The following is a 22,396-nucleotide window of genomic DNA, read 5'->3' on the forward strand; positions in this document are numbered from 1 at the left end:
GCTCCATATTTCTTTACAATAGAATTGTTTTATGGATAATTTTTATAGATTTTATCTATGTCAGTATAGTTATTATTGATTTGATCTATAGCGTGTTTTGGATGTATCATTGCATAAGAATTAACAACATGTAAAATCAATAATAGATGAAAAGAAATAGTTTTATTATTCTCTTTATAGCTTTTGTGGTAGCTATTACATCCTGCCAAAATGGTGATCCTGCTCAGGATGAGAGTTATACTGATGCTAAATCGGGTGCTACAAAAAAAAGTTTATCTAATGCGAAGGCAACAGGTAACTCAGAGTGGTGGCCAAATCAGTTGAATTTGAGTATTCTTCGCCAGAATTCTCAACTTTCTAATCCAATGGATGAGGAATTCAATTATATCGAGGCATTTAATAGTCTAGATTATGATTCCTTAAAGAGTGATATCCGAGCTGCACTGACAGATTCCAAAGACTGGTGGCCTGCAGATTGGGGGCATTATGGTGGATTATTTATCAGAATGGCATGGCATAGTGCAGGAACCTACCGATCTGCCGATGGTAGAGGTGGTTCTAGAGCCGGTCAACAGAGATTTGCCCCGATCAATAGCTGGCCTGATAATGCAAATCTTGATAAGGCTCGTCGACTATTATGGCCTGTTAAGCAAAAATATGGCAAGAAGATTTCATGGGCAGACCTAATGGTTCTTGCTGGTAATGTATCTCTGGAGGATATGGGCTTTGAGACATTTGGTTTTGCAGGAGGTCGTGAAGATGTTTGGGAACCGGAAATGGACGTTTATTGGGGTTCGGAGAAGAAATGGCTTGCTGATGAGCGTCGTGATGAGAATGACGACCTGGAGAAACCACTTGCCGCAGTACAAATGGGTTTGATTTATGTTAACCCTGAAGGACCAAATGGTGTGCCTGATCCATTACTCGCTGCCGAAGATATTCGCAGAACTTTTGGTCGAATGGGAATGAATGATGAAGAAACTGTTGCACTTATTGCAGGAGGACATACCTTAGGTAAAGCTCACGGTGCCGGCGATGCTTCAAATGTAGGACCTGAGCCTGAAGCCGCAGCTATTGAAGAACAAGGGTTTGGATGGAAAAACTCATATAAATCAGGTAAAGGTGGTGATGCAATCACTTCAGGTTTGGAGGGAGCATGGACATCAACACCAACAAGATGGAGCCATCTATATTTTTATAATCTTTTTGAGCATGAATGGGTTCTGACTAAGAGTCCTGCCGGTGCACATCAATGGGAACCAAAAGAAACAAAAATGATGGTGCCTGATGCTCATGATCCTAATAAAAAGCATAAACCAATGATGTTTACCACAGACTTGTCTTTAATCAAAGATCCAGGGTTTGAGAAAATATCAAGAAGATTTTATGAAAATCCGGAGCAATTTAATGATGCATTTGCAAGAGCCTGGTTTAAACTGACCCACAGAGATATGGGGCCAAAGGCAACTTATCTTGGACCTGAAGCACCAGCAGAAGATTTAATCTGGCAAGATCCAATTCCGGCTGTAGATCACCCACTTGTGAATAGTGCTGATATTGTAAGTCTTAAGAAAAAATTATTGAATTCAGGGTTGTCTATAAGTGAAATGGTTACGACAGCTTGGGCTTCAGCTTCAACATATAGAGGTTCTGATCGAAGAGGAGGTGCTAATGGTGCCAGAATAAGATTGGCACCACAGAAAGATTGGGAAGTTAATAACCCTGGGCAGTTGGCAAAGGTGTTAAAGGTTTATGAAGGAATTCAGAAGGAGTTTAATGAGAATAAAGGTTCGAAAAAAATCTCAATGGCTGATTTAATTGTTCTTGCAGGTGATGCGGCAATTGAGAAAGCTGCAGCTAATGCTGGCTACCCTGTAACTGTTCCATTTATACCGGGCCGTATGGATGCAACTCAGGAAATGACAGATGTAGAATCATTTAACTTGCTGGAACCAATGGCTGACGGTTTCAGAAACTATCTTAAAACAAAATATACTATTTCAACTGAAGAACTACTGATTGATAAAGCTCAACTTTTAACACTAACTGCACCTGAAATGACAGTGCTTGTTGGAGGTATGAGGGCTCTAAATGCTAATTATGATGGTTCTGAGCATGGGATATTTACAGAGTCTAATGATAAGTTGACAAATGAGTTTTTTGTCAACTTGCTTGATATGAGTACTGAGTGGAAGCCTAAAACTGAAGATAAAGAGCTGTTTGAAGGGTTTGACAGAAAAACTCAGCAATTGAAGTATACTGCTACAAGGGCAGACTTAATATTCGGGTCAAACTCTGAGCTTCGAGCGCTGGCAGAGGTTTACGCTAGTGATGATGCAAAGAAGAAATTTGTAGAAGACTTTGTAGCTGCCTGGGATAAAGTAATGAAGCTTGACAGATTTGACTTGATCTATCCTCAAAACTAATATTTGGTTTCTGGAATGTTTAAAAAAAAACCGGTCTTGAACAAGACCGGTTTTTTTATAGAGAATGACAACGAATATATAGCAGTGTATTTCGGTAATAATGCTATTTTTTTAGAATCCGGATTTTTGCTTTTTTATTATCTGCATCAATTCCGATTAAATAAACTCCGGAATTGCCCTGTATATTTAATCCTATGGTTTGTTGCTTTCTGAATTTTTCTCTGGTAATAAGTTTTCCTTCAATATTAAAAACAGTTATTTCAACTTCTTTGTAATAAGAACCCATGTCAATTGAGAAGTTTCCTTCTGTAGGGTTTGGATATACTATCAGGTCGGTGCCAAAATCATTTTCCAGAATGCCTAGCGGATTAACTTCAACACATGAAGTGGTGTCTTTACACCCATTTTCGGTTAGTTCGGCAGCATACATTCCTGAACTTTCAGGAGTGAAAGATTTATTTGTTTCATCAGGAATTATGGAATAATTATTACCGCAATCCAACCACTGGACAGTCGCATTATCATTATTTACAGTAATGGTTGAGCCATCCGTGGAAGTAGTTAAGTCAGTGACTTTATTTATGGTTAGGTTGAGAGTAACTAAAGAATCACATCCATTTGCAGCACCTCCTTCAATATTAAAAGTAGCGGTATTGTTACTTTCAGTATATGTATTACCATCTATCCATGTAAAAGAGTCACAAGCAGATTGAGTGTCAGTGCCCATCACCGGAGTATCCGTAACAGTTACCTCAATGGTAGAGCTGTTTGACGCCGGCGCAATGGCGTTGCCTTGTTGTGATGAAACTGTATAAGTTAGCGTATGGGTGCCGACCCCAGCTACGCTTGGATCAAAAGTGTTATTTGTGACACCAGGTCCGGAAAATGTACCACCGGTAGTACCTGTAGTAGTAAGTGTTACAGCATCAGCACAAATACTAAATGAAGTTTCTGGTATGGTAAAAGATGCGTTAGGTAAAATAACTATTTTCAATGGTAAGCTTATTTGATTATCATTTTGAGCGGCCGTAGGAATGTCGCAGGTTGAATTGTTAAGCGTTACATCAGCTTGTAATCCAACGATTATTGCAAACTGCCCGGCTTCTGTTGGTGTTCCCGAAATGCTGATGCAACCATTACCAGGCGAAGTATAAAAATCCTGGTCAGTTGTTGCTGACAAACCTGCCGGAAGTCCATCAAACATGAAATTATCAATGCGATCTACTATAATATTATACCCTGAAAGGCCCGGATCAAGTTCACCGGCATCAAAACAGGCAGTTGTGATATGAAATGATTCAAAATCTGAATATGCCTGATTTAGATTGCCATCTACAAATGATGAGTCACAAACGCCGCCATAAGGAGGTAATGTCGATAAACAATCTGTAGGGGTACATTGTGAATATCCTGATATAGAAAGTGAAAAGAATAAAAAGGCAGACAGGATAATTCCTTTACTAATTTTAGTGGTAGGTTTATTTTTCATCATGCCAATTGGTTTTAGTTAAAAGATTTTTAAACGGTTATTTTCCACTTTACCAACAGCATTTCATATTCAGATAACCTTATATAAAGATAACAGACTTCTCAAAATTTCAAAGTGTTTTTGAATATAAGTTTAAGATAATGAGTGGTTTAATTGAGGGTGTTGTAGTTATGATAGTGATGAACTTGTAGGCTGAACTTTTAATTATAATTTTTCAAAGTAAACATTAATAGTTCTGGGAGTATGGACCATCAAACCTGAGACCTCATTTTTATCATTTCTTATAAACTGAACATATATTCCCCCTGATTTAAATATATCTTGGGTTACTGGAGATAGGCGCACTTCTTCTAACCATCGATGAGTTACGGTTAATTGATCATCCTTAATTTCAAGTGAATAGCTGGATTCAATTTCATCACTCCAAAATTTGCCTTCAAATTCTGGTAAGTCTTGAAGTTTCGGACTCCATGGATCTACTTTTTGGTATGTAGTTACTCCCATATTATTTATTTCTAGGCTTGTTTTATTGTCTGTTGTTTGAAAATTAAATTTGCCTGACCATCCTTTAAGAGTATATGAGTTATCATCGATAGGTATTAATGGATCATTATTATATGTCGAAAGCTTACCTTCGCTTTCTTTAAATTCTATTGTTCTGTTTTTAGATGATGAAAGGTAGAGGCCAGCAAACTTTTCATTATTCTTTCCATTTTTCACAGTGGAAGTTTCATTTACGTCTTTTAAATGATCGGATAGAATGATATCTGCAATTTCCCAAACATCTACCATGCCTTGTCCACCGAAATTCGAAATAGTTATTATACCTAAATCATAATCAGGAAAATAACTGGCTTGTGTAGAAAATGCTTCATGTCCTCCGGTGTGATAGATTTGTTTAATACCCCGATATGTACTATTTCTAATTCCCAAGGCATATTCAGAATCATTGCCATCATTTAGAATAAATGATTTAAAAAAAAGTTCTTTTACCTGAGGACCTCCAATTTCAGCGGTTTTGTAGTTATTTATCCACTTAGTCAGATCTTCGAGGTTAGTGTAGATATCAGCAGCACCAAATATTGCCCTGTTGCTATGGTGGTTAAGGTAGCCTTTATTATAAATGTAAGAATAAGACTCTGCGGAATTATTTATTAATTCTCCAACATAACTTTCAATTTGGGTGTCATTCATGTTTAAAGGTTTCAGGATGTTTTCTTCTACCCAGACATCAGCAGGTGTGTTAGTGACATTTTCAAGAACCTTGGCAAGAATTACATACCCAGTACTGTTGTAGGTATGTCTTGACCCGGGAGTGAATTCAAGGGCAGGTTGCCTGCGGACTACATTCAGGCATTCCTCTTGGGATAATCGATCTATTCCTATTTCCCTTCCTGCCAGATTTGAGATGGTGTAGGCTTCGCGATATCCGCTGGTATGTGTCAGTACATGTTTTAATGTGACTTTCTCGTCAAATTCAGGCCAATCATTAAGGTATTTACTGACTGGGTCATCCAGATTAAGTTCACCATTAACATGAAGCATAGCAAAAGCATAACCAATAAACTGTTTGCTTACAGAACCGATGTTGTATACCATTTTAGGATCATTCGGAATTTTATAAGCAAGGTTTGCCATTCCATATCCTTTACTAAATATCAACTTTCCATTATGTGAAATTCCTACTACTAATCCAGGAGTTGTATCATTTACTTGTTTTGGTACCAGAGCATCAATTTTCGATACAAGGCTATCTAGATGTAGTGTTTGACCTGAAAGAAATTGACCTGAAAATACTATTAAAAGGGCAGTAATGAGGAGTTGCTTTTTCATTTTTTGGAATTCAAATCTAAAAAGAAATAGTTCCAGAGCAAGTATAATATAAGCTCTGAAACTACTTAAGTTAGTGGTTTGAATTTTAAAAACAAAGTTAAACAACCATGATATTCAATAGTGAATTATAATAATTTTTTTGTTTAGTTTTTGACTTTTAAAGCCTTACCATTTCCTGTAACTTCCTTGTTTTCATTTAGGAATTCCCAATTGATTGTGTCACCTGAGGGTTCTTTCATTCTGGTTGTGAATGTTGAACCTACCCGATCAGGAAGATTAGAATATTCAATTGTGAATTCCGTTTCCTTTCCATTTTGATTCATTTTGCCATATTCAGAGAGTTTAACTCCAGTCTCTATATTTGAAGTTGTCCAGATGAAATTTTTTCCATTGACAACACAATAGCCTTCCAAAGGAGGTAGATACTGATATGTTCCATTTAGTGAGTGCTCACTTAATTTTTGAAAAATATCTGAAGCTCCCCATTCTTCAGTCACCTTGCCTTCATCATTAAGTTTTGCGATGATTACTGATTCCCATTCAAGTTTATCACCTGAAGGCATAAATCCTCGAAATGGTTTAGAATGTGTTCCTGTGTGATGCCTTACCCAGGCAACAGTATTAGCGTCAATTACTTTATTTTCAACCGATACCTTTAGGTCGGGAAAAGCATTTCGCATATCATTGGCATACTCTTTAATTATTGTGGGGCCTTTATCACGATAATTATCTGCAAAAATCTGGTCTGCATAATTGAGGTTACCATTGTTAAGGATCTCATCATTTGCTTTGATTGGGTCAACTGCATCAATAGCTTTTTTTTCTTCCGGTTGGCTGCAACTAATCAGGAAGAAAACCAATGTGGTAAGGAGTGAAATTGTGGTTTTCATGATTATCAATTGTTGTTTGAATACGTGGTAAGGAAGTGTATAGTAATTTAACAATAATTCATCCCTTCAGCAATTTATTTAAACACCATGATATTTATTTAGATGTTGAATTTGGACATCAGGTTGGTCATCTATATTTTGTATAAGACTAAGAATAACCTGTATTCATGAAAATAAAAGTTTGGCTGTTAATCATAATTGTTTTCTCATTAGTTGGGTATTTACTTCTTCCTCTTGAAAGTGAAAGATTTAAACTTGTTGTAAATGATAGTTTACTAGCAGGAAAAGCGAACTACTTGAGTCAGGTTAATATTCAATTGAAAGACAGTCTTTCTCCAAACATTATTTGGATTACCGTTGATGACCTGAGCATAGCAGATACTGATCTTTACGGTGAAGGGCCGGTTTCAGTACCAAACCTTAAAAGACTAGCAAATGAAGGGGTTTTATTTAGCAATGCCTATGTTACTGCCCCTGTTTGTAGCCCGTCAAGAGCAGCAATAGCAACAGGGAGGTACAATCAAAGATTTGGATATGAACATCAATTGCATGACAGATATTTGAAGAACAGGTTAGAATTCCTTGGTTTCAAGTATTTAATAAATAGTGATCCCTGGGAACCACAATATCAGACTGAAGTACCTACAAAAGAATTTATTGATAATATAGGACTTCCTTCATCAGAGTTGACTTTTGCAGAAGTGGCAAAAGCACACGGATATAATACCGGATATATTGGTAAATGGCATTTAGGTAAAAAGGAAAATAACTCTCCAAATGCTTTTGGATTTGACCATTTTTATGGGTTTTACTCTTCGCATAGTTTATATATTCATGAAAATACCCCAGGGTATATTGAGCAAAAAATCCCTGAGGATTTTACTGACGAGTATATTTGGGAAGGACAAAGGGAAGGACAACAGGCAATACGTATAAACGATCAAGTTATTGAAGAAGACAGGTATCTGACTGGTGCCATCACTGAAGAATCCATAGATTTTGTTAACTCAAACAAACACAATCCATTTTATTTGTGGGTGTCCTATAGTGCTCCTCATACACCATTGCAGGCTCCGGAAAAGTATGTTAGAATGTTTGATTCTGAACAAGATATGGTAAAACGTGTTCATTTTGCTTTGATAAAAAGCCTTGATGATGAAATTGGTAAATTGCTAAATCATTTGAAAGATATAGGCGAGGATAAAAACACCTTGGTGTTGCTTATCAGTGATAATGGAGGGGCTGAATTTAATTTGACGACATCAAACGGGCCATATCAAGGAGGGAAGATTACAAATTTTGAAGGAGGAGTTAAAGTTCCAATGATTATGAAATGGCCAGGAAAGATTCAAAGTGGCCAGATTTTTAAGCCGGTAGTTCACTCAACTGACCTTTTTATTACTTCTGCTAAGGCATTAGGTGTTTCATTACCAGATGACCGAATTTACGATGGTGCAGATCTTGTAAGGCATATAAATCAGAATACATTTCCGCATAATTACATATTTTTCGATATGGGGAATAACAGAGCGGTCAGAGATCAAAGGTGGAAATTAGCATGGAATGAATCAAATGGAGATTCTGTTCTTTTTGATCTGGTATCCGATCCATATGAGAGGAGTGATGTTTATGAAAAAAATATAGAGGTGATTAACCAACTTTCTAAAGAATTTAACCAGTGGGCAGCTAATAATATGGATCCAATGTGGCCACCCATGATATATTATTTCTACACTACTAAAAATGGTAAAGAGTATTTTTTTGATGAGTAGTTAATAAGTTTTTTAACTATTAAATAGTAGTTCTATTAGTTGAATATACGCTTTTTGAGGTATTGACATAAGTAGGTCCTTCTACTTAATTTGTTGCTTAGATACAGGTTAAGATTTTTTAAGTCAATTAATTCCCGCATTGGGATTTTTTATAAAGTATACCATTTCACTATAGATTAGATAACCATGGAAAAATCTATTTCATTTCATTACAAAAGGTTTCCATTAATCGGCATTGTCTTTATGCTTTGTTTTTTTAATGGTTATGCTCAGGATTATAAGGAATTATATGATAACAAGAATTATGATCTGATAAAAAAGAATGCTAATAAAGGAGATGCAGAAGCGCAGTTTTATCTGGCTAAAATGTATTTGCATGGTCGAGGAGTTGAGTCTGATTTTAGTAAAACTTTACACTATTATGAGCTTGCAGCTGAGCAAGGGCATTTAAAGTCTATTAATAATTTGGGGTATCAATATTTTTCTGGAGAAAATATTAATCCTGATTACGAGAAAGCATATAAGTGGTGGAGTATATCTTCAGAAAAGGGCCATGGAATGAGTACTTATAATCTTGGGATTATGTATGAAAAGGGGAAGGGCTTTGAACAGGATTATGAAAAGGCTATGCAATATTTTAGAAAGGCTGTAGATCAGGGTTATGAGAAAGCATATAATAGTATTGCCATAGCCTATTTAAATGGAAATGGTGTAGAACAAAACTATGAATCTGCAAAATATTGCTTTGAAAAAGCCGGATTAGCTGGAAATCATTGGGGATACAAGAATCTGGCAGATATGTATCGATATGGCCAGGGAATGAACAAAAATTTGAGCATTGCCCAAATATTGTATAAAAAGGCGATAGAAGAAGGGAATAAATTGGCACAGGAGAAATATGAGGAGATTGAAAAGTATGGAGTCAAAATGCTTTATGACAAAATTCCTCATGATAAACTTGATGGTGAATTTGGGAAGGATTTTGTAAGCATCCCTGTTTATTATTGGGGAAGCCCTACAGAGTCAGATTTTGAACAAATGAATGGTGAGAAGACATTTAATTATTATGATAAATATGAATTTAATAAGAGCCACAGGCAAGAAGTAGCCCAAGTACTTAGTAAAGACTCAAAAAATGAGGGAGTAAGGATAATACCAAATGAAGGGTACTTTACTCTTTCACATCAACCGGCAAGCGGTTATAGTAAATGGGTTTTTCCTGATTTTGGATACAGAGGTCAGGCTACAGATGACAAGAAGTTTCATTCACGAAAAACATTTTCTATTGATGTATCAATTCCTGAAGGAAAGGATCTGGCTACAATGGAATTACCAATTCAATTGAGAACATCTTTGAGTCCGGGATCAGCAATGTATGTTAACCTGAGGAATGACGGATCAGTTACAGTTAGAGGTGTCTCTTCAGAAAATAAGAAGGGTGAATATGTATTCATCTCAAATGAAAAATTTAAGAATACAGACCGAATTAGAATTGTCTTTACTGCTTATACTTCCGGATACTGGACACTTACTACAAATAAATTTTCAATTGAAGGATATGGTGCATTAGAATCTAATTATACTTCAGGCTTAAGTAACCATTGCTTTTTTGAAGGAGATCTCAATGTTCATGAGATTTTGATTTATGAAGATTTTGCTGTAGATGATGTAGACCATGCGTTGGGATTGCCATTTAATTTGTTTCAAAATATTCAAACTCAGATTGGAAAGAAAGTAGGAGAGTATGCCAATCGACTTTTTAAATGTTCTGATAAATATAATTTTGACAATTGGCAATATATGGATCACATTACTCACTATGTTTTGAGAGAAAATGTAACTATCAAAGGTGATTTGGATACAGTTATAGAGGAGGATAAAAACTGGACAGCCTACAAAGGAGGTATGCTTGTAAAAGGAAAAAACGATCAAGGAGATGTGATTACCGTACCGGTTGATTATACAATAGCTGTTGACGAAAATACTAAGAATTTAATCGCTGTTCAGATAGAAAGTGAAATCGACAAATATAAGAACGTAATCATAATGAATGATCTTGAAAGATTTATGCCTCAAACACCATTATCATTGCAATAAATGCCATAAATAGTGAATAAGAGTGATAAAGCACCCATTAATTTTGGGTGTTTTTTTCTTATAATTAAAAGGTTATCTTACCTTAGGTTTTAATATTTAAACACTTTTTTACCAACCTTATATTATGTATTTTTTTAGTAGGATTTTTTATTGGGTGACAATAGCATTATTTTTTACTTTGGAATTATCTGCACAGAGGGTTGAGGCTCCTCATGTTATATCTAAATCAATAATTGATGAAATAAACCTTTTAACTGAGGAAATAGGTCAAATAGTAGTTTCAGATAGCTATGATGAAAGCGATTTTACGTTTTCTGAAGACTCCATTCGGTTTACATATCATGAAAATATAGACTCAGCGACTGTTAGTATATATAGTAGCATAGTTGAATTGGATCAGGAAAATGAGCTATTGGATGTTATAAATGTGGTGGCAATGGAGTCAATGCTTCTTTGGTTAAATGAAGTCAATATTGTGGAAGAAAGGTTGGTATTAACATTTCTCGAACCAGAGGCATACTATTCAGATGGCCGTCCATTTCATATTCATCTCATCATGTATCCTGAGGAGGTAAGACTAAAATTGTCTAATCGGCTAAATGAAATCCTGGCAAGGATGAAATTATATTTGAAAGCTAAAAAGGATAATGAATCATGTAATCCTCAAAAATAGCAAGTTTTAAAAGTTTGTGATTGCATTCCGAACATTAGTATAATAATGTCATCTTAACCAATTACATGAACGGTTATCATGAAATTAATTGCTTGAAGTATATTAAGCTTCAATGGCTATATACTGACAACTATGTTTAAAAAGATCATTTACAGTTTTATAATCCTTTTGATTTGTTTTACTACTTTTTCGTTTTACATGTCTCCTCGTTTAGGTGGTTTGCTAGAATATGGTGAGGATGAAATAGAAAAATCTGTTCATATATTAAAGTTTGATAAGGGAGAGGAAAATACTTTTGGACTCAAGTATGCTGACATATCTTCAAGGAAAGATCTGGTTGAACTAAAGGAAAAATTTGAGTTATATAAAATTGTTGATTCTCTATCAAATGATTTCCAAAAAGTACTAGCAATTCAAAGTTGGGTTCAGAACCAGTGGGAGCATGATGGGGATAATGTTCCGAGCCAGAAAGATGCCATATTCATATTAGAAGAAGCAAATAAAGGAGAAAGATTCAGGTATGTCGAATATAGTTTTGTTGCAAGAGAATGTCTGGCTGCCTTAGGGTTTAAAGTACGTACCTTAGGACTGATGGCAAAAGATATAAATGATGTAAAATGGGGTGGTGGACATGTAGCCAATGAAGTGTATTTGGAGGATATCGATAAATGGATGTTTATTGACCCGCAGTTTGATGTTATCTTGACTCAAGATGGACAGCCGCTTAACGCAGTAGAATTACAGAATGCCATAGCAACCGGTGGGGATATTGAAATGATTAATCCTAATCAGACAATTTCAAAAGATGATTATGTTAAATGGATTGGTCCTTATTTATATTATTTTTATGTATCTATTAATGGCCAGTCTGTGAGTGTCTGGGATAGAATCATAGGCAATAAAAAGCAATTGACTTTGCTTTCACAAGATGCTGTGGAACCAGAGTATTTTCAGGGTATTTTCAGAATTAATAATTCATATTATACTCACTCATTGAGTGATTTTTACCCAAAGGTAAGGTGAAAATGACAGGTTATTAAGATTGCTGAGAGAGCTAAGTTTTCTATATATTATATAAAGAAATGATAGGGTTTATTTCAATTGTTTGTTTGATAGCTGGGGCACAAGGAATATTTCTTTCTCTTCATTTTATATTAAAGAAATCTGGAGAGAAGATAATAAACCTACTTGTAGCCATCTTATTGTTGATTTATTCAGTCAATTTAATAAATACTTACTGTTATTTGTCCGGGTTTGGAAATATTCATCATTGGTTGCAGCCTGTTGCTAATTACCTTGGATGGTGGGCAGGACCAAGCATATGGTTGTATATAACTTACCAACATCATAATATGAACTGGAAGAAGATCTTTCTAGTTCATTATGCTCCAATTATAGTTATAGCATTTCTTGGGCAAACTTTTCCTTCTTTGTTATTTTGGCTCAAATGGGCTTTCTACATTCAGTTTAGCTGTTATGTCGGATTGAGCATTTACTACTATTATAAGAATACTGTTGATAGAAAATTTTTTGATTGGATAGCGCTTTTTGTTTATTCTATTGCCCTGATAAAAATTGTGAATATTATTATTGGTTTAGCTGAATCGACAGGAATTGATGAGCCTTCAGATGTATTCAGGATCTCAATAATAGTAATTGCTGCTATTCCTATTTTTATTATGGCATATCGGGAGATGAATATGAATAAAACTTTTGAACCGCATTATGAAAAATACGGGAATTCCAGAGTTGATAATGAGGAATTGGAATCGTATTCATCTAAAATCAAGGACCTAATCGAAGAAGATAAATTATATTTGAATCCTTCATTTAAAATATCTGACTTATCAGACTTAACTGGTTTGAATCCCAGAAAAATATCCCAGGTGATTAATGAAACTCAAGAAAAGAATTTTTCGGCGTTTATAAATGATTATAGGCTTGAAGAAATTAAAAGAAGGTTAATTAATGAGAAGTACTCCAACTTGTCGATTCTTGGAATTGCTCAGGAATGTGGATTCAGATCTAGTGGGCGGTTTAACACATTGTTTAAAGAAAAGTTTGGTGAAACTCCTTCTCAATATCGAAAAAGTGGTTTAAAATTTGAATAATGCACTCTATATCATGATATGGAGTGTCTTCTGCTTCCTTTTGAGTTCATTTACTTTTTTAATTACGTATCCTCACAGTAGAATTAAATTAAACCTTTTTAGAGATGAACAAAACATATTTCACATGTCTGATTTTGATTATTGCCGGGCTTAGTTTAAATGCTCGTGAGACGGTTTATACTGTAAGTTTTGCAGATTATAAGGAAAAGAGAGTTTATGTTGAGGCAGAATTATTTTTGCAGGACAGTATTTTAAGGATGTCTGGAAACGGTCCTGTTCCCGAGCGGTGGGATGATTATATTGATAATCTAACAGCTAGATTAGAAAGTGGCGATCAGGTTAAAGTGGTTAAAAGAGGGGATAGATGGATACTTCACACAACGCCAGGTCAAAAGGTGAAAATAAATTACGAAGTTTCAGTAACACACGATGATATCCTTTGGCCTGGAGGAATTGATGGAGTGGCTTTTGTTAAAGAATGGGGCTACTTTCTTACCGGAAGATCGCTTTTCGTGTTTAATCTAAATGATGGGGATAAATACAGGGTGATTGTAAAGAATGAAGGGGAAAATAATGTATATGTTCCATGGACCCCTTCACTTGATGGTTTCTTAATTAATAACCACTCAGATCTAACAGAGTCTTTAATATTATATGGTAATTATAAATTTCAAGAGTTAAAACGCAATAATCTTAGTATCCGGTTTGTACTTGGAGGAAGCGAGATTCAGGCAAACTCTGATAAATATGGTGAGATTGCGGAGCAGGTAATGGATTACTATTTTGATTTAATGGGAGGGGGACCAACTCCGGGAGGGAGCAATTCAGCCAATATTATGGTGGTAATTAATTCTTCAAAGCAAACTGACGGGGAAGTTATCGGGTCTCACATAAGTATGCTGGTTAACCCTGAAAGTGATGCTCAGGAACAAATGGTTGCCTGGTTTATGTTTGCTCATGAATTTTTTCACTTATGGAATGGTAAAACCCTTCAAGTTAATAGTACAAGAGATGATTGGTTTAAAGAAGGGGTTACCAACTATTACACCCTTAAATCATTATTTCAGGTTGAGTTTATTAATATGCAGGCCTTAGCTGGAATTTTCAATGGTTTGTTTTATCAGCGTTACCAAAATGATTCCGGGTTAGGTGAGCTATCTATGAGAGATGCTGCTGAAGGATTTAGCAAAGACAATCATTGGGGGCTAATCTATAGTGGAGGACTTTTCGCGGGAATTGGTATAGATATGATAATCAGGGAGGAAACCAATAATCAGAAAAGTCTGGATGATCTAATGAGAGCACTTTATGCAAAATATAAAAATAGAGATGAGGTTTATACTACTGATGAAGTTATTGCTTTGGCAAATGAAATTGCTGGAAAAGATTTGACACCTTTTTTTGATAAATATGTAAATGGTTTTACAGAAATACCCGTTCAGGATTATCTGAAAAAGGCAGGGTTCAAGGTAAGCATTGAAGATGGTAATCTAAAAATGAATTTAAGAGATGATATAAATGAACAAGAAAGGGCAATTCAAAATGGGTTTTTAGGTGAATTAAATTAATCAAATATGATTGTTGGCTTTTTTAAGTGGAAGCTAACAAGCTGATTCTACTGAGAATCTAATGGTCTTAAAAAATTAGTTTATCACTTCGTATTCATGTATGAAGTGATAATTCTGACCATTGACATAATTACCATAAACCGCATTAAAACTACCAACAGAATATCCGCTTTCAGAAATTAGTCTATTATTTTGGTCATAAGCTTTATTATGAAACTCGAGGAGTTTTCCGGATGAAGATTTTAATTCTTCTTTTAAAAGATTGCCAATCTTATCATATTCCCTGGTAATGACACCATGTTCATAGTTCACATAGTCATCATATTTTTCAACCTTTAATTTACCATTGTCATAATCTGATTCAATAAAAAGCATTAGATTTTCATTTTGATTTCTTTCTTCCAGAGAAATTTGATTTCCATCAATATCATATTGAATCGTTTTGGTAAAAAGGAGATTTCCTTCACTGTCAGTTATTGTTGTGGTTTCGGTTTGTTTATTGTTCGAAAATTTACCAGAATGTTTCTCAACCAATTCACCATTTTCAAATATTAGTTTAGAATAGGAGTCCTCTTCTGAAATTTCTTCAATTTTGCGAACTTCCTCTCCATATTGAAGGTGGGTTTCTATAGATTTATTCCCGGAATAATTTTTTATTATTTCCTCGAATAATTCACCAGCAACAAATATTTTTTGATTGATTATTCTTTGATGTTCATCATAATAAATTTCGGTTCTTGAATTTTCTAAATCTTCTTCAAGATCGTACGATTTAGATAATAAACCGGCTTCATTGTATTCGTAGAACTCCTCATATTTAAATGGTGCCTGGTGATCCTTGTAAGACAATATTTGACCATTTTTATTCTGTATTTCTTCGTAGACAAGCTTATTATCTTCTTCTGGAATTACTTGATAGGTTCTTCGATGAAGCATAAATATTTAATTAATATAGGATATACCAGTAATCAATAGTTTTGATGTCTTATATATTGTCTGTTTTCTCCTTCCCATGCAGACTGAATTTTATTTAGTTTCATTAGATAGGGAATCAAAAACATTATTTCAATTCTAATTTTCATATGAAACCCAGGCTGTAAAAATGGGATAAGGAACATTGAAGCCAGACAAGCTAAAAGTCCGGTTATTGCATTGATCTTTGCGACTTTGATAGCAATATCATTTCCAGTCCAAAGCAAATATGCGGTTATACCATTGAAAAGCCCTAAAGAAATAACTATTAATCCGAATAAAGAGAAAGGTTCATTTGTTTCAAACCCATAAAACGATAAGTCAGGCTTGATACCTGTAAACCCAAGGAAAAGACTTATAATAGATAGACCTCCGAAAATCATGAATAACCAGCAGAACATCTTGATCCACCAAGGCAATAACTTTCTTCTTTTTAATTTGTCTAGTTTTAAATTTTGTAATGAAGAGTCAATTAGCAATTCGTTTTCCATAGTCAATAAAAAATAACAACTGAAAAGTTGTGAGGGTTAAAAAAATATTGGTTCAAAAATAATATTGACTTTTCTAATATGTCAAGGCTAATAATAAAAAATATTAAAGGAGTTTCTCAAAACAAACACTCTCTAGCACTTTTTCATATTGACCATAATTAGGGATTTTTTTATAACCATTTTTAGAATATAACTTAATTGCATCAGTCATATGGTTTCCCGTTTCTAAAATGCATCTGCTAAAACCCAAACTGGCAGCCCATTCTTCTAGGTGATCTAATACCGCAGTCGCTATACCATTTCCTCTTTTCTCCGGAAGTACATACATTCTTTTTATTTCCACAGAATCATCATCATAAGCTTTGAAAGCTCCACACCCGATAGCTGTATTACCTTCAAAAGCAATAACTACATTTTTAATTAAATCGACTTTATTAAATTGAGCGAAGAATTCATTCTTATCCCCATTGCCATCAGCCAGATATTGATCAAGTTTTAAAATCAAGGATTTAAAATCATCATTTTCAGATGTGCTTTGCTTGAATGTTAGGTTGTCCATCTTTAAAGTCTATAAAATTTCACTTTAAATAGCTCAAGAAAATTGTTATAATCAACTCAATTGGTGGTTTTTCTAACGATATCATTAATGAGGTTGATTTATATCATCATAAGGTTTAAAAAGAACGGATACTTTAGAACAAAAAATAGAGCAAAATTATGAAAAAGAACATGGGTACTACCGATAGAGTCATCAGAACAATAATAGCAATTGTCATTGCTGTACTCTATTTCACAAATGTTATATCAGGAACTATTGGGATAGTTTTGATTGCGTTAGCCGGTATTTTTTTACTTACCAGCTTGATCAGTTTTTGTCCCTTATATGCACCATTTGGGGTTTCGACTTGTTCAATTAAGAGGTGATTTAAATAAAAAGGATGCTAGGTGATTACCTAGCATCTCTTTTATCTGTTATGATTTCATCAAATCATAACAGATAAAATATAAGTGCTGTTACGAAAATTATTCCGGTAACTAGCACAGGGAAACACCCTTTGTTGTCCTTTTTTTTATTAAAATTTTGCAGGTCAATACCTCGCTCTTTTGATATTGTCATTAAAGCGGCAACTTCTACAAGGCATTGTACATTTGTTCGTGCATTAGGAATAGATAGAATGCGAATAAATTCAGCTTGTAATTGTTCATTTGTAAATTGCCTGTACTTCGTTTCAATCTCTGCTTGATGTTCTTTACTGCCAACATTTGGTTTTTCTGACTCTTGATTTTCTTGTTTATTGATTGGTTTGCCTAGGGAAACTTTATATTTTTTAGCTTTCGCTCCTAAGTCTATCGAATGGAAAGAGATGTCTAAAGTATCATCTAGTTTTTTCCAAATTACTTCAGAAGTATCACCACATGTAGCCTCAAAATCAAATGGGGTTCCTTCCTGAGATTTTATATCACCTTCATGTTCCATTATATATCTTGAAACCTTTTCACCATCCCAAAAATTCAAACAAAAGGCCATCGACATTTCTGATAAAGCAAAAGAAAGAACTTTTTTGCCTTTGATAGGGAAAGGTTCTATACACATTTCCATCGGTAAAAAAAGAATAGTACTATCCCCTGCAAAATAAAGAAACCCTTCACCTTCACCTGTCCAATTACTTGATGCTTCTTCAAAAGTAACATCTTCAACATATTCCAAAGTTAGGTTAAGGTCATTTTGAAGATCGGTTAATTTATCTTCATAGCTAGAATCAATTGCAATTGCTGAAATATTAAATCCCATATCTTTATTTTTATTATTTGTAGAATCGAAAACTATATTAATTAATTGAGAATTCAAACTCTAGGAAGAAGCATACATAATCAATTTTTGAAGTAACTTATTTGCTCTAACACAGTTATTCTTCCATGCGACCAAAAAATCCATTATTAACATTTACAGACAAAGGTATTTACTGTGAGAAAGGTGATTTTTTTATCGATCCATGGCGACCGGTTGACAAAGCTTTAATTACTCATGGCCACGCCGATCATGCCCGTTGGGGAATGAAAAGTTATCTGTCAACTCCTACAACTGAATTAATTATGAAGCACCGCATCGGGGCGGATATAAATTCTGAATCAATTTCATATGGTGAAAAACTGAAAATTGGAGGAGTGAATGTCACCTACTTTCCCGCAGGTCATATACCCGGTTCAGCACAGATTCTTGTTGAAGATAAGCAGCAACGTTGGATTGTTAGTGGTGATTACAAAGTAACTGATGATTCTATAAGTGAACCATTTGAATTGGTGAAATGTGATTATTTTATTACCGAATCTACCTTTGGATTGCCTGTATATCAATGGAGGTCTGACGAGGAGGTTTTTGAAGACCTAAATCAATGGATAGCTCAAAATTCTGATGAAGGAGTTAACTCTGTAATTCTGGGGTATAGCTTGGGTAAGGCACAGCGGTTATTGCAGGGAGTTGATAAATCTTTTCTTCCTGTTTATTGCCACGGTGCAGTATTTAATATGAATGAAGCATTAGTAAATGTAGGGATGAAGCTTCAAGAATACCATGCAATAACCAAAGAATCACCAAAAGATAAATTAATAGGAAAAGTAATTATTGCTCCCCCTTCTGTTTTGGGGTCTTCCTGGTTAAGGCAGCTAACTCCTTACCGCACTGCTATGGCCAGTGGCTGGATGACTCTCAGAGGTGCTCGTCGAAGAAGAAATGCAGATAAGGGAATTATTCTCTCTGATCATGTTGACTGGCCGGGGTTGAATGAAACAGTAAAGGCTGTAGAAGCTAAGCATATATATGTTACCCATGGGTATTCTGATATTTATGTTCAATACTTACGGGAACAAGGGATCGATGCCGACGTTGTAAAATCAGAGTATGAAGGAGAAACTGATTCGGAATAATGAAGGAGTTTATAACCTTATTTAAACAAATTGATGGCACAACCAAAACTTCCGTTAAGCAAGCTGCTGTGGTAGATTACCTACATAAAGCTGACGGGAAAGATAGCATCTGGGCAGTGGCCTTACTTACAGGTAAGCGACCAAAAAGAACTGTAAATGCAACTCAGATTCGTGCCTGGGCAGCAGAAGAATCAGGTATTCCTCTTTGGCTCTTTGAAGATACCTATCATGTTGTTGGGGATCTTGCTGAGACAATAAGTCTTGTTTTACCTCCTGTATCTAAAGAAACCCTTTTGCCTTTAAGAGAATATTTGCAACTATTAATCGGGTTGAAAAATGAGGGTGAAGATGAAAAAAGGAGGCAAGTATTATCAATCTGGAGGTCATTGGATGTAACAGGTCGATTTATTTTTAATAAGCTTATGACCGGAGGATTCAGAATGGGTGTATCTTCTAAAACGATGATTAAAGCATTGGCTCAGTATGCTGATCTACCTGACGATGTAGTTGCTCTTAGACTTACAGGTAAGTGGTCTCCTGAACTCCTTACTCTTGATGAACTCCTTAGAGAAACTGATGAGGAAGAAAGGATTTCACAGCCATATCCATTTTATTTAGCCTATGCGTTAGATAATGATTCTAGTGAGCTTGGAAACCCTGATGAATGGATTGCCGAAAGAAAATGGGATGGTATCAGGGGGCAGATTATTCTTCGAAATGGGGAAATCTTTGTTTGGAGTCGTGGAGAAGAACTGATTACCGATAAATATCCAGAATTTGATGAGTTTAAGGATATTTTTGATGACGATCTAGTATTTGATGGTGAAATCTTAGCTTTTGATCAGGGCGAGCCATTGCCATTTCATATGCTTCAACAAAGAATAGGAAGGAAGAAGGTCACTGCAAATCTCATGAAAAAAGTTCCAGTTGCATTTTATGCCTATGATTTACTGGAATATAAAGGAGAAGATTACCGTAATGTTCAATTTTTTAAACGAAGAGAAAAACTACAACATTTATTAAAAGATGTAGATTCGAAATTTATTCATCTTTCTTCGATAGTTAAGTTTGATAATTGGGAGGACCTGGAAGAAGAAAGAAAAAATGCACTACAGTATAAGAGTGAAGGACTCATGTTAAAGCATAAGGAATCAATCTATCAGGTTGGAAGGAAGAAAGGAGGATGGTGGAAATGGAAAATGGATCCGATGACTATAGATGCAGTTTTGATTTATGCTATGAGAGGCCACGGACGAAGGGCAAACTTGTATACTGACTATACCTTTGCTGTTTGGAATGATGGAGAATTAGTGCCTTTTACCAAAGCATATTCTGGGTTGACAGATGCAGAATTCAGAGAAGTTGATCGGTTCGTAAAACAAAATACCATAGAAAGGTTTGGGCCTGTTAGATCAGTATCCCCAGAATTGGTTTTTGAGATTGCATTTGAAGGGATTGCTCCATCAAACAGACATAAATCCGGTGTAGCAGTCAGGTTTCCACGTATTCATAGATGGCGAAAAGATAAACCTCCACAAGAAGCTGATACCCTGGGTAATCTGCATCAGTTGTTAAAAATGATATCTTAGTGGCCGGATGTTGATTTTTTAGCGTACATTCACGATTATTTTAGAAATAATGGAAAGAATAAACCAGTTGAGCGAGCGAAAAGAGATTAATTATTTTGCTGTTCAGTTAGGCAACAATATAGATATTGTAATGCTTCGTAAAGAGACCCGTTTTAGGGTTGTTAGTTTTTCAGTATCAGACATAATGTTTGAAGCAGAACACGGAGGATATATCCATATATTTAAACAAGGAGGAGCAGTATTTGTAAATTGTAGTGAGCATGAGCGGTTGCGGTTTATTGAGGTTGTAATGCCCTATGTGTCAGAGCCACAGACAGAAAAGTTTATTGATGATTTTGTAGTTGAATTAGAACCCGAAAAGCCTGCCAGATTTCAATTTGATTATTTTTCACTTCCGGTAGTAAATACTGATGTTCATAAGGTGGTTGCTATTAATATGGTACAAAGTACCTCTCTGGATTATTACTCTGAAGTGGTTTCTAAATTGCTTGATCAGATTAATGAGTTTTCAGTTCAACTTGAATTGAAAGGTAAATTAAAACTGGGAAGAAAAAGCATGTTGAAATTTATTGGGAGGTCATTAAATTCAAAAAATGCAATCGCCCAACAGATATACTTTTTTGATACGCCTGATATTGCCTGGGATGATCAATATCTGGATAGATTAAATCGTGAATTGAATAATAATTTTGAATTGAAACAACGATACAGAGTGTTGGAGACTAAATTCAAAATCCTGGAAGAGAATTTATCTGTTTATATGGATATTTATAACCAGAAAGAGAGTGCTTTGCTTGAATGGATTATTATTATATTGATTTTGGTTGAAGTGATAGATACTTTTGTAGGTAAGATTCTTTAATATTCCTTATACAGGTTAGTTAATTTATCTTTCATGCGCTTGATCTGCATTTTGATAGAACTTTCAGATTCACCTGTAATGGTAATTAATTCTTTAATCGGATGCTGATCACGGAATCTTAAAATAAATAATGCTTTTTCACGAGGACTTAAGCTGTTTAGAAGTTCAAAGATTATTTCTTCCAGATCATGTTCTTTTAATAATTCCAGTTTACTATCAACATTTTCAAAAACTTCATCTTGAACAGATTCTATAATTTTTGAATTAATGGTAAAGCTGAGTTTTTTGTTTTTTTCCTTTAGGTGATTTATGGATGTATTGTGAACAATGCTAAAAACCCAGGTTTTGAATGTCGACTTTCCGTTGAAATTTTTAAAATGAATAAAGGTTTTTATAAGGACTTCCTGAGTTATGTCTTCAATCAGATCTTTTTCTTTAATATATCTTGATACTTTATCAAATATCAGCGGACGTAATTTTTTTAAAAGCTCACTAATTATCTCTGGATGACCGGTGTCATTATATATACGATACAGTTCTTCAATGGATCTATCCTCAAGCTTCATCAGAGTGCCCTAATTTTATAATTTTGTTTGTTGCAAAATATGAAATTCGAAACTATTCTTCATTTTTTAAACGGTTTTCAATAGAAGTTTGACGTAACTGGCTGTAAGTCAAGAATATTGTACAGTAGTTGT

Annotated in this window: 19 protein-coding genes; 11 read left to right on the forward strand and 8 right to left on the reverse strand. The window is 34.8% G+C overall.

Translation table 11 applies throughout. The features are described from left to right. The first annotated feature begins 146 nt into the window (after positions 1-146). Positions 147-2,426 carry a catalase/peroxidase HPI gene (gene katG / locus HH304_RS03445; protein ID WP_169678062.1) on the forward strand — a complete coding sequence of 760 codons (2,280 nt, stop codon included), beginning with the start codon at positions 147-149 and terminating at the stop codon, positions 2,424-2,426. Between the two features lie 103 nt (positions 2,427-2,529). Here katG and HH304_RS03450 read toward each other — a convergent pair whose 3' ends face one another. The 3 genes from HH304_RS03450 to HH304_RS03460 all read right to left on the reverse strand — a co-directional run bounded on the left by HH304_RS03450 (position 2,530) and on the right by HH304_RS03460 (position 6,638). Further along, complete coding sequence (locus HH304_RS03450; protein ID WP_169678063.1) at positions 2,530-3,918, reverse strand: T9SS type A sorting domain-containing protein; 1,389 nt, start codon at positions 3,916-3,918, stop codon at positions 2,530-2,532. Between the two features lie 201 nt (positions 3,919-4,119). Next, positions 4,120-5,748: a serine hydrolase domain-containing protein gene (locus HH304_RS03455; RefSeq protein ID WP_169678064.1), complete on the reverse strand. Its 1,629-nt coding sequence runs from the start codon at positions 5,746-5,748 to the stop codon at positions 4,120-4,122. 143 nt (positions 5,749-5,891) lie between these two features. Then, complete coding sequence (locus HH304_RS03460; protein WP_169678065.1) at positions 5,892-6,638, reverse strand: ester cyclase; 747 nt, start codon at positions 6,636-6,638, stop codon at positions 5,892-5,894. A 167-nt stretch (positions 6,639-6,805) separates the two neighbouring features. On the opposite strand from HH304_RS03460, the gene HH304_RS03465 reads away from it, so the two are divergent. The 6 genes from HH304_RS03465 (at position 6,806) to HH304_RS03490 (ending at position 14,859) form a co-directional block, all read left to right on the forward strand. Further along, positions 6,806-8,410 carry a sulfatase family protein gene (locus HH304_RS03465; RefSeq protein ID WP_169678066.1) on the forward strand — a complete coding sequence of 535 codons (1,605 nt, stop codon included), beginning with the start codon at positions 6,806-6,808 and terminating at the stop codon, positions 8,408-8,410. Between the two features lie 186 nt (positions 8,411-8,596). After that, positions 8,597-10,507 carry a tetratricopeptide repeat protein gene (locus HH304_RS03470; protein ID WP_169678067.1) on the forward strand — a complete coding sequence of 637 codons (1,911 nt, stop codon included), beginning with the start codon at positions 8,597-8,599 and terminating at the stop codon, positions 10,505-10,507. A 124-nt stretch (positions 10,508-10,631) separates the two neighbouring features. Next, positions 10,632-11,180, forward strand: a complete 549-nt coding sequence (locus tag HH304_RS03475) for a hypothetical protein (protein WP_169678068.1) — start codon at positions 10,632-10,634, stop codon at positions 11,178-11,180. Between the two features lie 132 nt (positions 11,181-11,312). Next, the gene (locus HH304_RS03480) at positions 11,313-12,203 is read left to right on the forward strand and encodes a transglutaminase-like domain-containing protein (RefSeq protein ID WP_169678069.1); all 891 of its coding nucleotides are present in this window, start codon (positions 11,313-11,315) and stop codon (positions 12,201-12,203) included. Positions 12,204-12,262: 59 nt separating this feature from the next. After that, positions 12,263-13,291 carry a helix-turn-helix domain-containing protein gene (locus HH304_RS03485; protein WP_169678070.1) on the forward strand — a complete coding sequence of 343 codons (1,029 nt, stop codon included), beginning with the start codon at positions 12,263-12,265 and terminating at the stop codon, positions 13,289-13,291. A gap of 104 nt (positions 13,292-13,395) precedes the next feature. After that, complete coding sequence (locus HH304_RS03490) at positions 13,396-14,859, forward strand: M61 family metallopeptidase (RefSeq protein ID WP_169678071.1); 1,464 nt, start codon at positions 13,396-13,398, stop codon at positions 14,857-14,859. Positions 14,860-14,934: 75 nt separating this feature from the next. Here HH304_RS03490 and HH304_RS03495 read toward each other — a convergent pair whose 3' ends face one another. The 3 genes from HH304_RS03495 to HH304_RS03505 all read right to left on the reverse strand — a co-directional run bounded on the left by HH304_RS03495 (position 14,935) and on the right by HH304_RS03505 (position 16,881). Continuing rightward, complete coding sequence (locus tag HH304_RS03495) at positions 14,935-15,795, reverse strand: hypothetical protein (RefSeq protein ID WP_169678072.1); 861 nt, start codon at positions 15,793-15,795, stop codon at positions 14,935-14,937. 32 nt (positions 15,796-15,827) lie between these two features. Next, positions 15,828-16,322, reverse strand: coding sequence for a hypothetical protein (locus HH304_RS03500; protein WP_169678073.1), 495 nt, complete (start codon positions 16,320-16,322; stop codon positions 15,828-15,830). 103 nt (positions 16,323-16,425) lie between these two features. Further along, positions 16,426-16,881 (reverse strand): GNAT family N-acetyltransferase, encoded by a 456-nt coding sequence (locus HH304_RS03505; protein ID WP_169678074.1) that lies wholly within the window; start codon positions 16,879-16,881, stop codon positions 16,426-16,428. Between the two features lie 170 nt (positions 16,882-17,051). Here HH304_RS03505 and HH304_RS03510 point away from each other — a divergent pair, with 170 nt between their 5' ends. Then, complete coding sequence (locus HH304_RS03510) at positions 17,052-17,246, forward strand: YgaP family membrane protein (RefSeq protein ID WP_333908741.1); 195 nt, start codon at positions 17,052-17,054, stop codon at positions 17,244-17,246. 64 nt (positions 17,247-17,310) lie between these two features. Here HH304_RS03510 and HH304_RS03515 read toward each other — a convergent pair whose 3' ends face one another. Further along, entirely contained in the window at positions 17,311-18,114 is an 804-nt protein-coding gene (locus tag HH304_RS03515; protein ID WP_169678076.1) for a hypothetical protein, read from the reverse strand. A 125-nt stretch (positions 18,115-18,239) separates the two neighbouring features. Here HH304_RS03515 and HH304_RS03520 point away from each other — a divergent pair, with 125 nt between their 5' ends. From HH304_RS03520 to HH304_RS03530, 3 genes are read left to right on the forward strand one after another with little or no spacing between them, the layout of a single operon-like run. Continuing rightward, complete coding sequence (locus HH304_RS03520) at positions 18,240-19,247, forward strand: ligase-associated DNA damage response exonuclease (protein WP_169678077.1); 1,008 nt, start codon at positions 18,240-18,242, stop codon at positions 19,245-19,247. Continuing rightward, positions 19,247-20,836 (forward strand): ATP-dependent DNA ligase, encoded by a 1,590-nt coding sequence (locus tag HH304_RS03525; protein WP_169678078.1) that lies wholly within the window; start codon positions 19,247-19,249, stop codon positions 20,834-20,836. Before HH304_RS03520 ends, HH304_RS03525 begins: the two co-directional genes overlap by 1 nt. 49 nt (positions 20,837-20,885) lie before the next feature. Then, positions 20,886-21,698 carry an RMD1 family protein gene (locus HH304_RS03530; RefSeq protein ID WP_169678079.1) on the forward strand — a complete coding sequence of 271 codons (813 nt, stop codon included), beginning with the start codon at positions 20,886-20,888 and terminating at the stop codon, positions 21,696-21,698. Here the strand turns inward: HH304_RS03530 and HH304_RS03535 are convergent. Continuing rightward, the gene (locus HH304_RS03535) at positions 21,695-22,264 is read right to left on the reverse strand and encodes an RNA polymerase sigma factor (RefSeq protein WP_169678080.1); all 570 of its coding nucleotides are present in this window, start codon (positions 22,262-22,264) and stop codon (positions 21,695-21,697) included. The genes HH304_RS03530 and HH304_RS03535 overlap by 4 nt on opposite strands. Positions 22,265-22,396: the final 132 nt, after the last annotated feature.

It is taken from the genome of Marinigracilibium pacificum (assembly GCF_012926615.1).
GTDB lineage: Bacteria > Bacteroidota > Bacteroidia > Cytophagales > Cyclobacteriaceae > Mangrovivirga > Mangrovivirga pacifica.

Bases quoted from the DNA above. Each gene is read 5' to 3' on its own strand.
- katG (WP_169678062.1), top strand. From the start codon at position 147: ATGAAAAGAAATAGTTTTATTATTCTCTTTATAGCTTTTGTGGTAGCT.
- HH304_RS03450 (WP_169678063.1), bottom strand. From the start codon at position 3,918: ATGATGAAAAATAAACCTACCACTAAAATTAGTAAAGGAATTATCCTG.
- HH304_RS03455 (WP_169678064.1), bottom strand. From the start codon at position 5,748: ATGAAAAAGCAACTCCTCATTACTGCCCTTTTAATAGTATTTTCAGGT.
- HH304_RS03460 (WP_169678065.1), bottom strand. From the start codon at position 6,638: ATGAAAACCACAATTTCACTCCTTACCACATTGGTTTTCTTCCTGATT.
- HH304_RS03465 (WP_169678066.1), top strand. From the start codon at position 6,806: ATGAAAATAAAAGTTTGGCTGTTAATCATAATTGTTTTCTCATTAGTT.
- HH304_RS03470 (WP_169678067.1), top strand. From the start codon at position 8,597: ATGGAAAAATCTATTTCATTTCATTACAAAAGGTTTCCATTAATCGGC.
- HH304_RS03475 (WP_169678068.1), top strand. From the start codon at position 10,632: ATGTATTTTTTTAGTAGGATTTTTTATTGGGTGACAATAGCATTATTT.
- HH304_RS03480 (WP_169678069.1), top strand. From the start codon at position 11,313: ATGTTTAAAAAGATCATTTACAGTTTTATAATCCTTTTGATTTGTTTT.
- HH304_RS03485 (WP_169678070.1), top strand. From the start codon at position 12,263: ATGATAGGGTTTATTTCAATTGTTTGTTTGATAGCTGGGGCACAAGGA.
- HH304_RS03490 (WP_169678071.1), top strand. From the start codon at position 13,396: ATGAACAAAACATATTTCACATGTCTGATTTTGATTATTGCCGGGCTT.
- HH304_RS03495 (WP_169678072.1), bottom strand. From the start codon at position 15,795: ATGCTTCATCGAAGAACCTATCAAGTAATTCCAGAAGAAGATAATAAG.
- HH304_RS03500 (WP_169678073.1), bottom strand. From the start codon at position 16,322: ATGGAAAACGAATTGCTAATTGACTCTTCATTACAAAATTTAAAACTA.
- HH304_RS03505 (WP_169678074.1), bottom strand. From the start codon at position 16,881: ATGGACAACCTAACATTCAAGCAAAGCACATCTGAAAATGATGATTTT.
- HH304_RS03510 (WP_333908741.1), top strand. From the start codon at position 17,052: ATGGGTACTACCGATAGAGTCATCAGAACAATAATAGCAATTGTCATT.
- HH304_RS03515 (WP_169678076.1), bottom strand. From the start codon at position 18,114: ATGGGATTTAATATTTCAGCAATTGCAATTGATTCTAGCTATGAAGAT.
- HH304_RS03520 (WP_169678077.1), top strand. From the start codon at position 18,240: ATGCGACCAAAAAATCCATTATTAACATTTACAGACAAAGGTATTTAC.
- HH304_RS03525 (WP_169678078.1), top strand. From the start codon at position 19,247: ATGAAGGAGTTTATAACCTTATTTAAACAAATTGATGGCACAACCAAA.
- HH304_RS03530 (WP_169678079.1), top strand. From the start codon at position 20,886: ATGGAAAGAATAAACCAGTTGAGCGAGCGAAAAGAGATTAATTATTTT.
- HH304_RS03535 (WP_169678080.1), bottom strand. From the start codon at position 22,264: ATGAAGCTTGAGGATAGATCCATTGAAGAACTGTATCGTATATATAAT.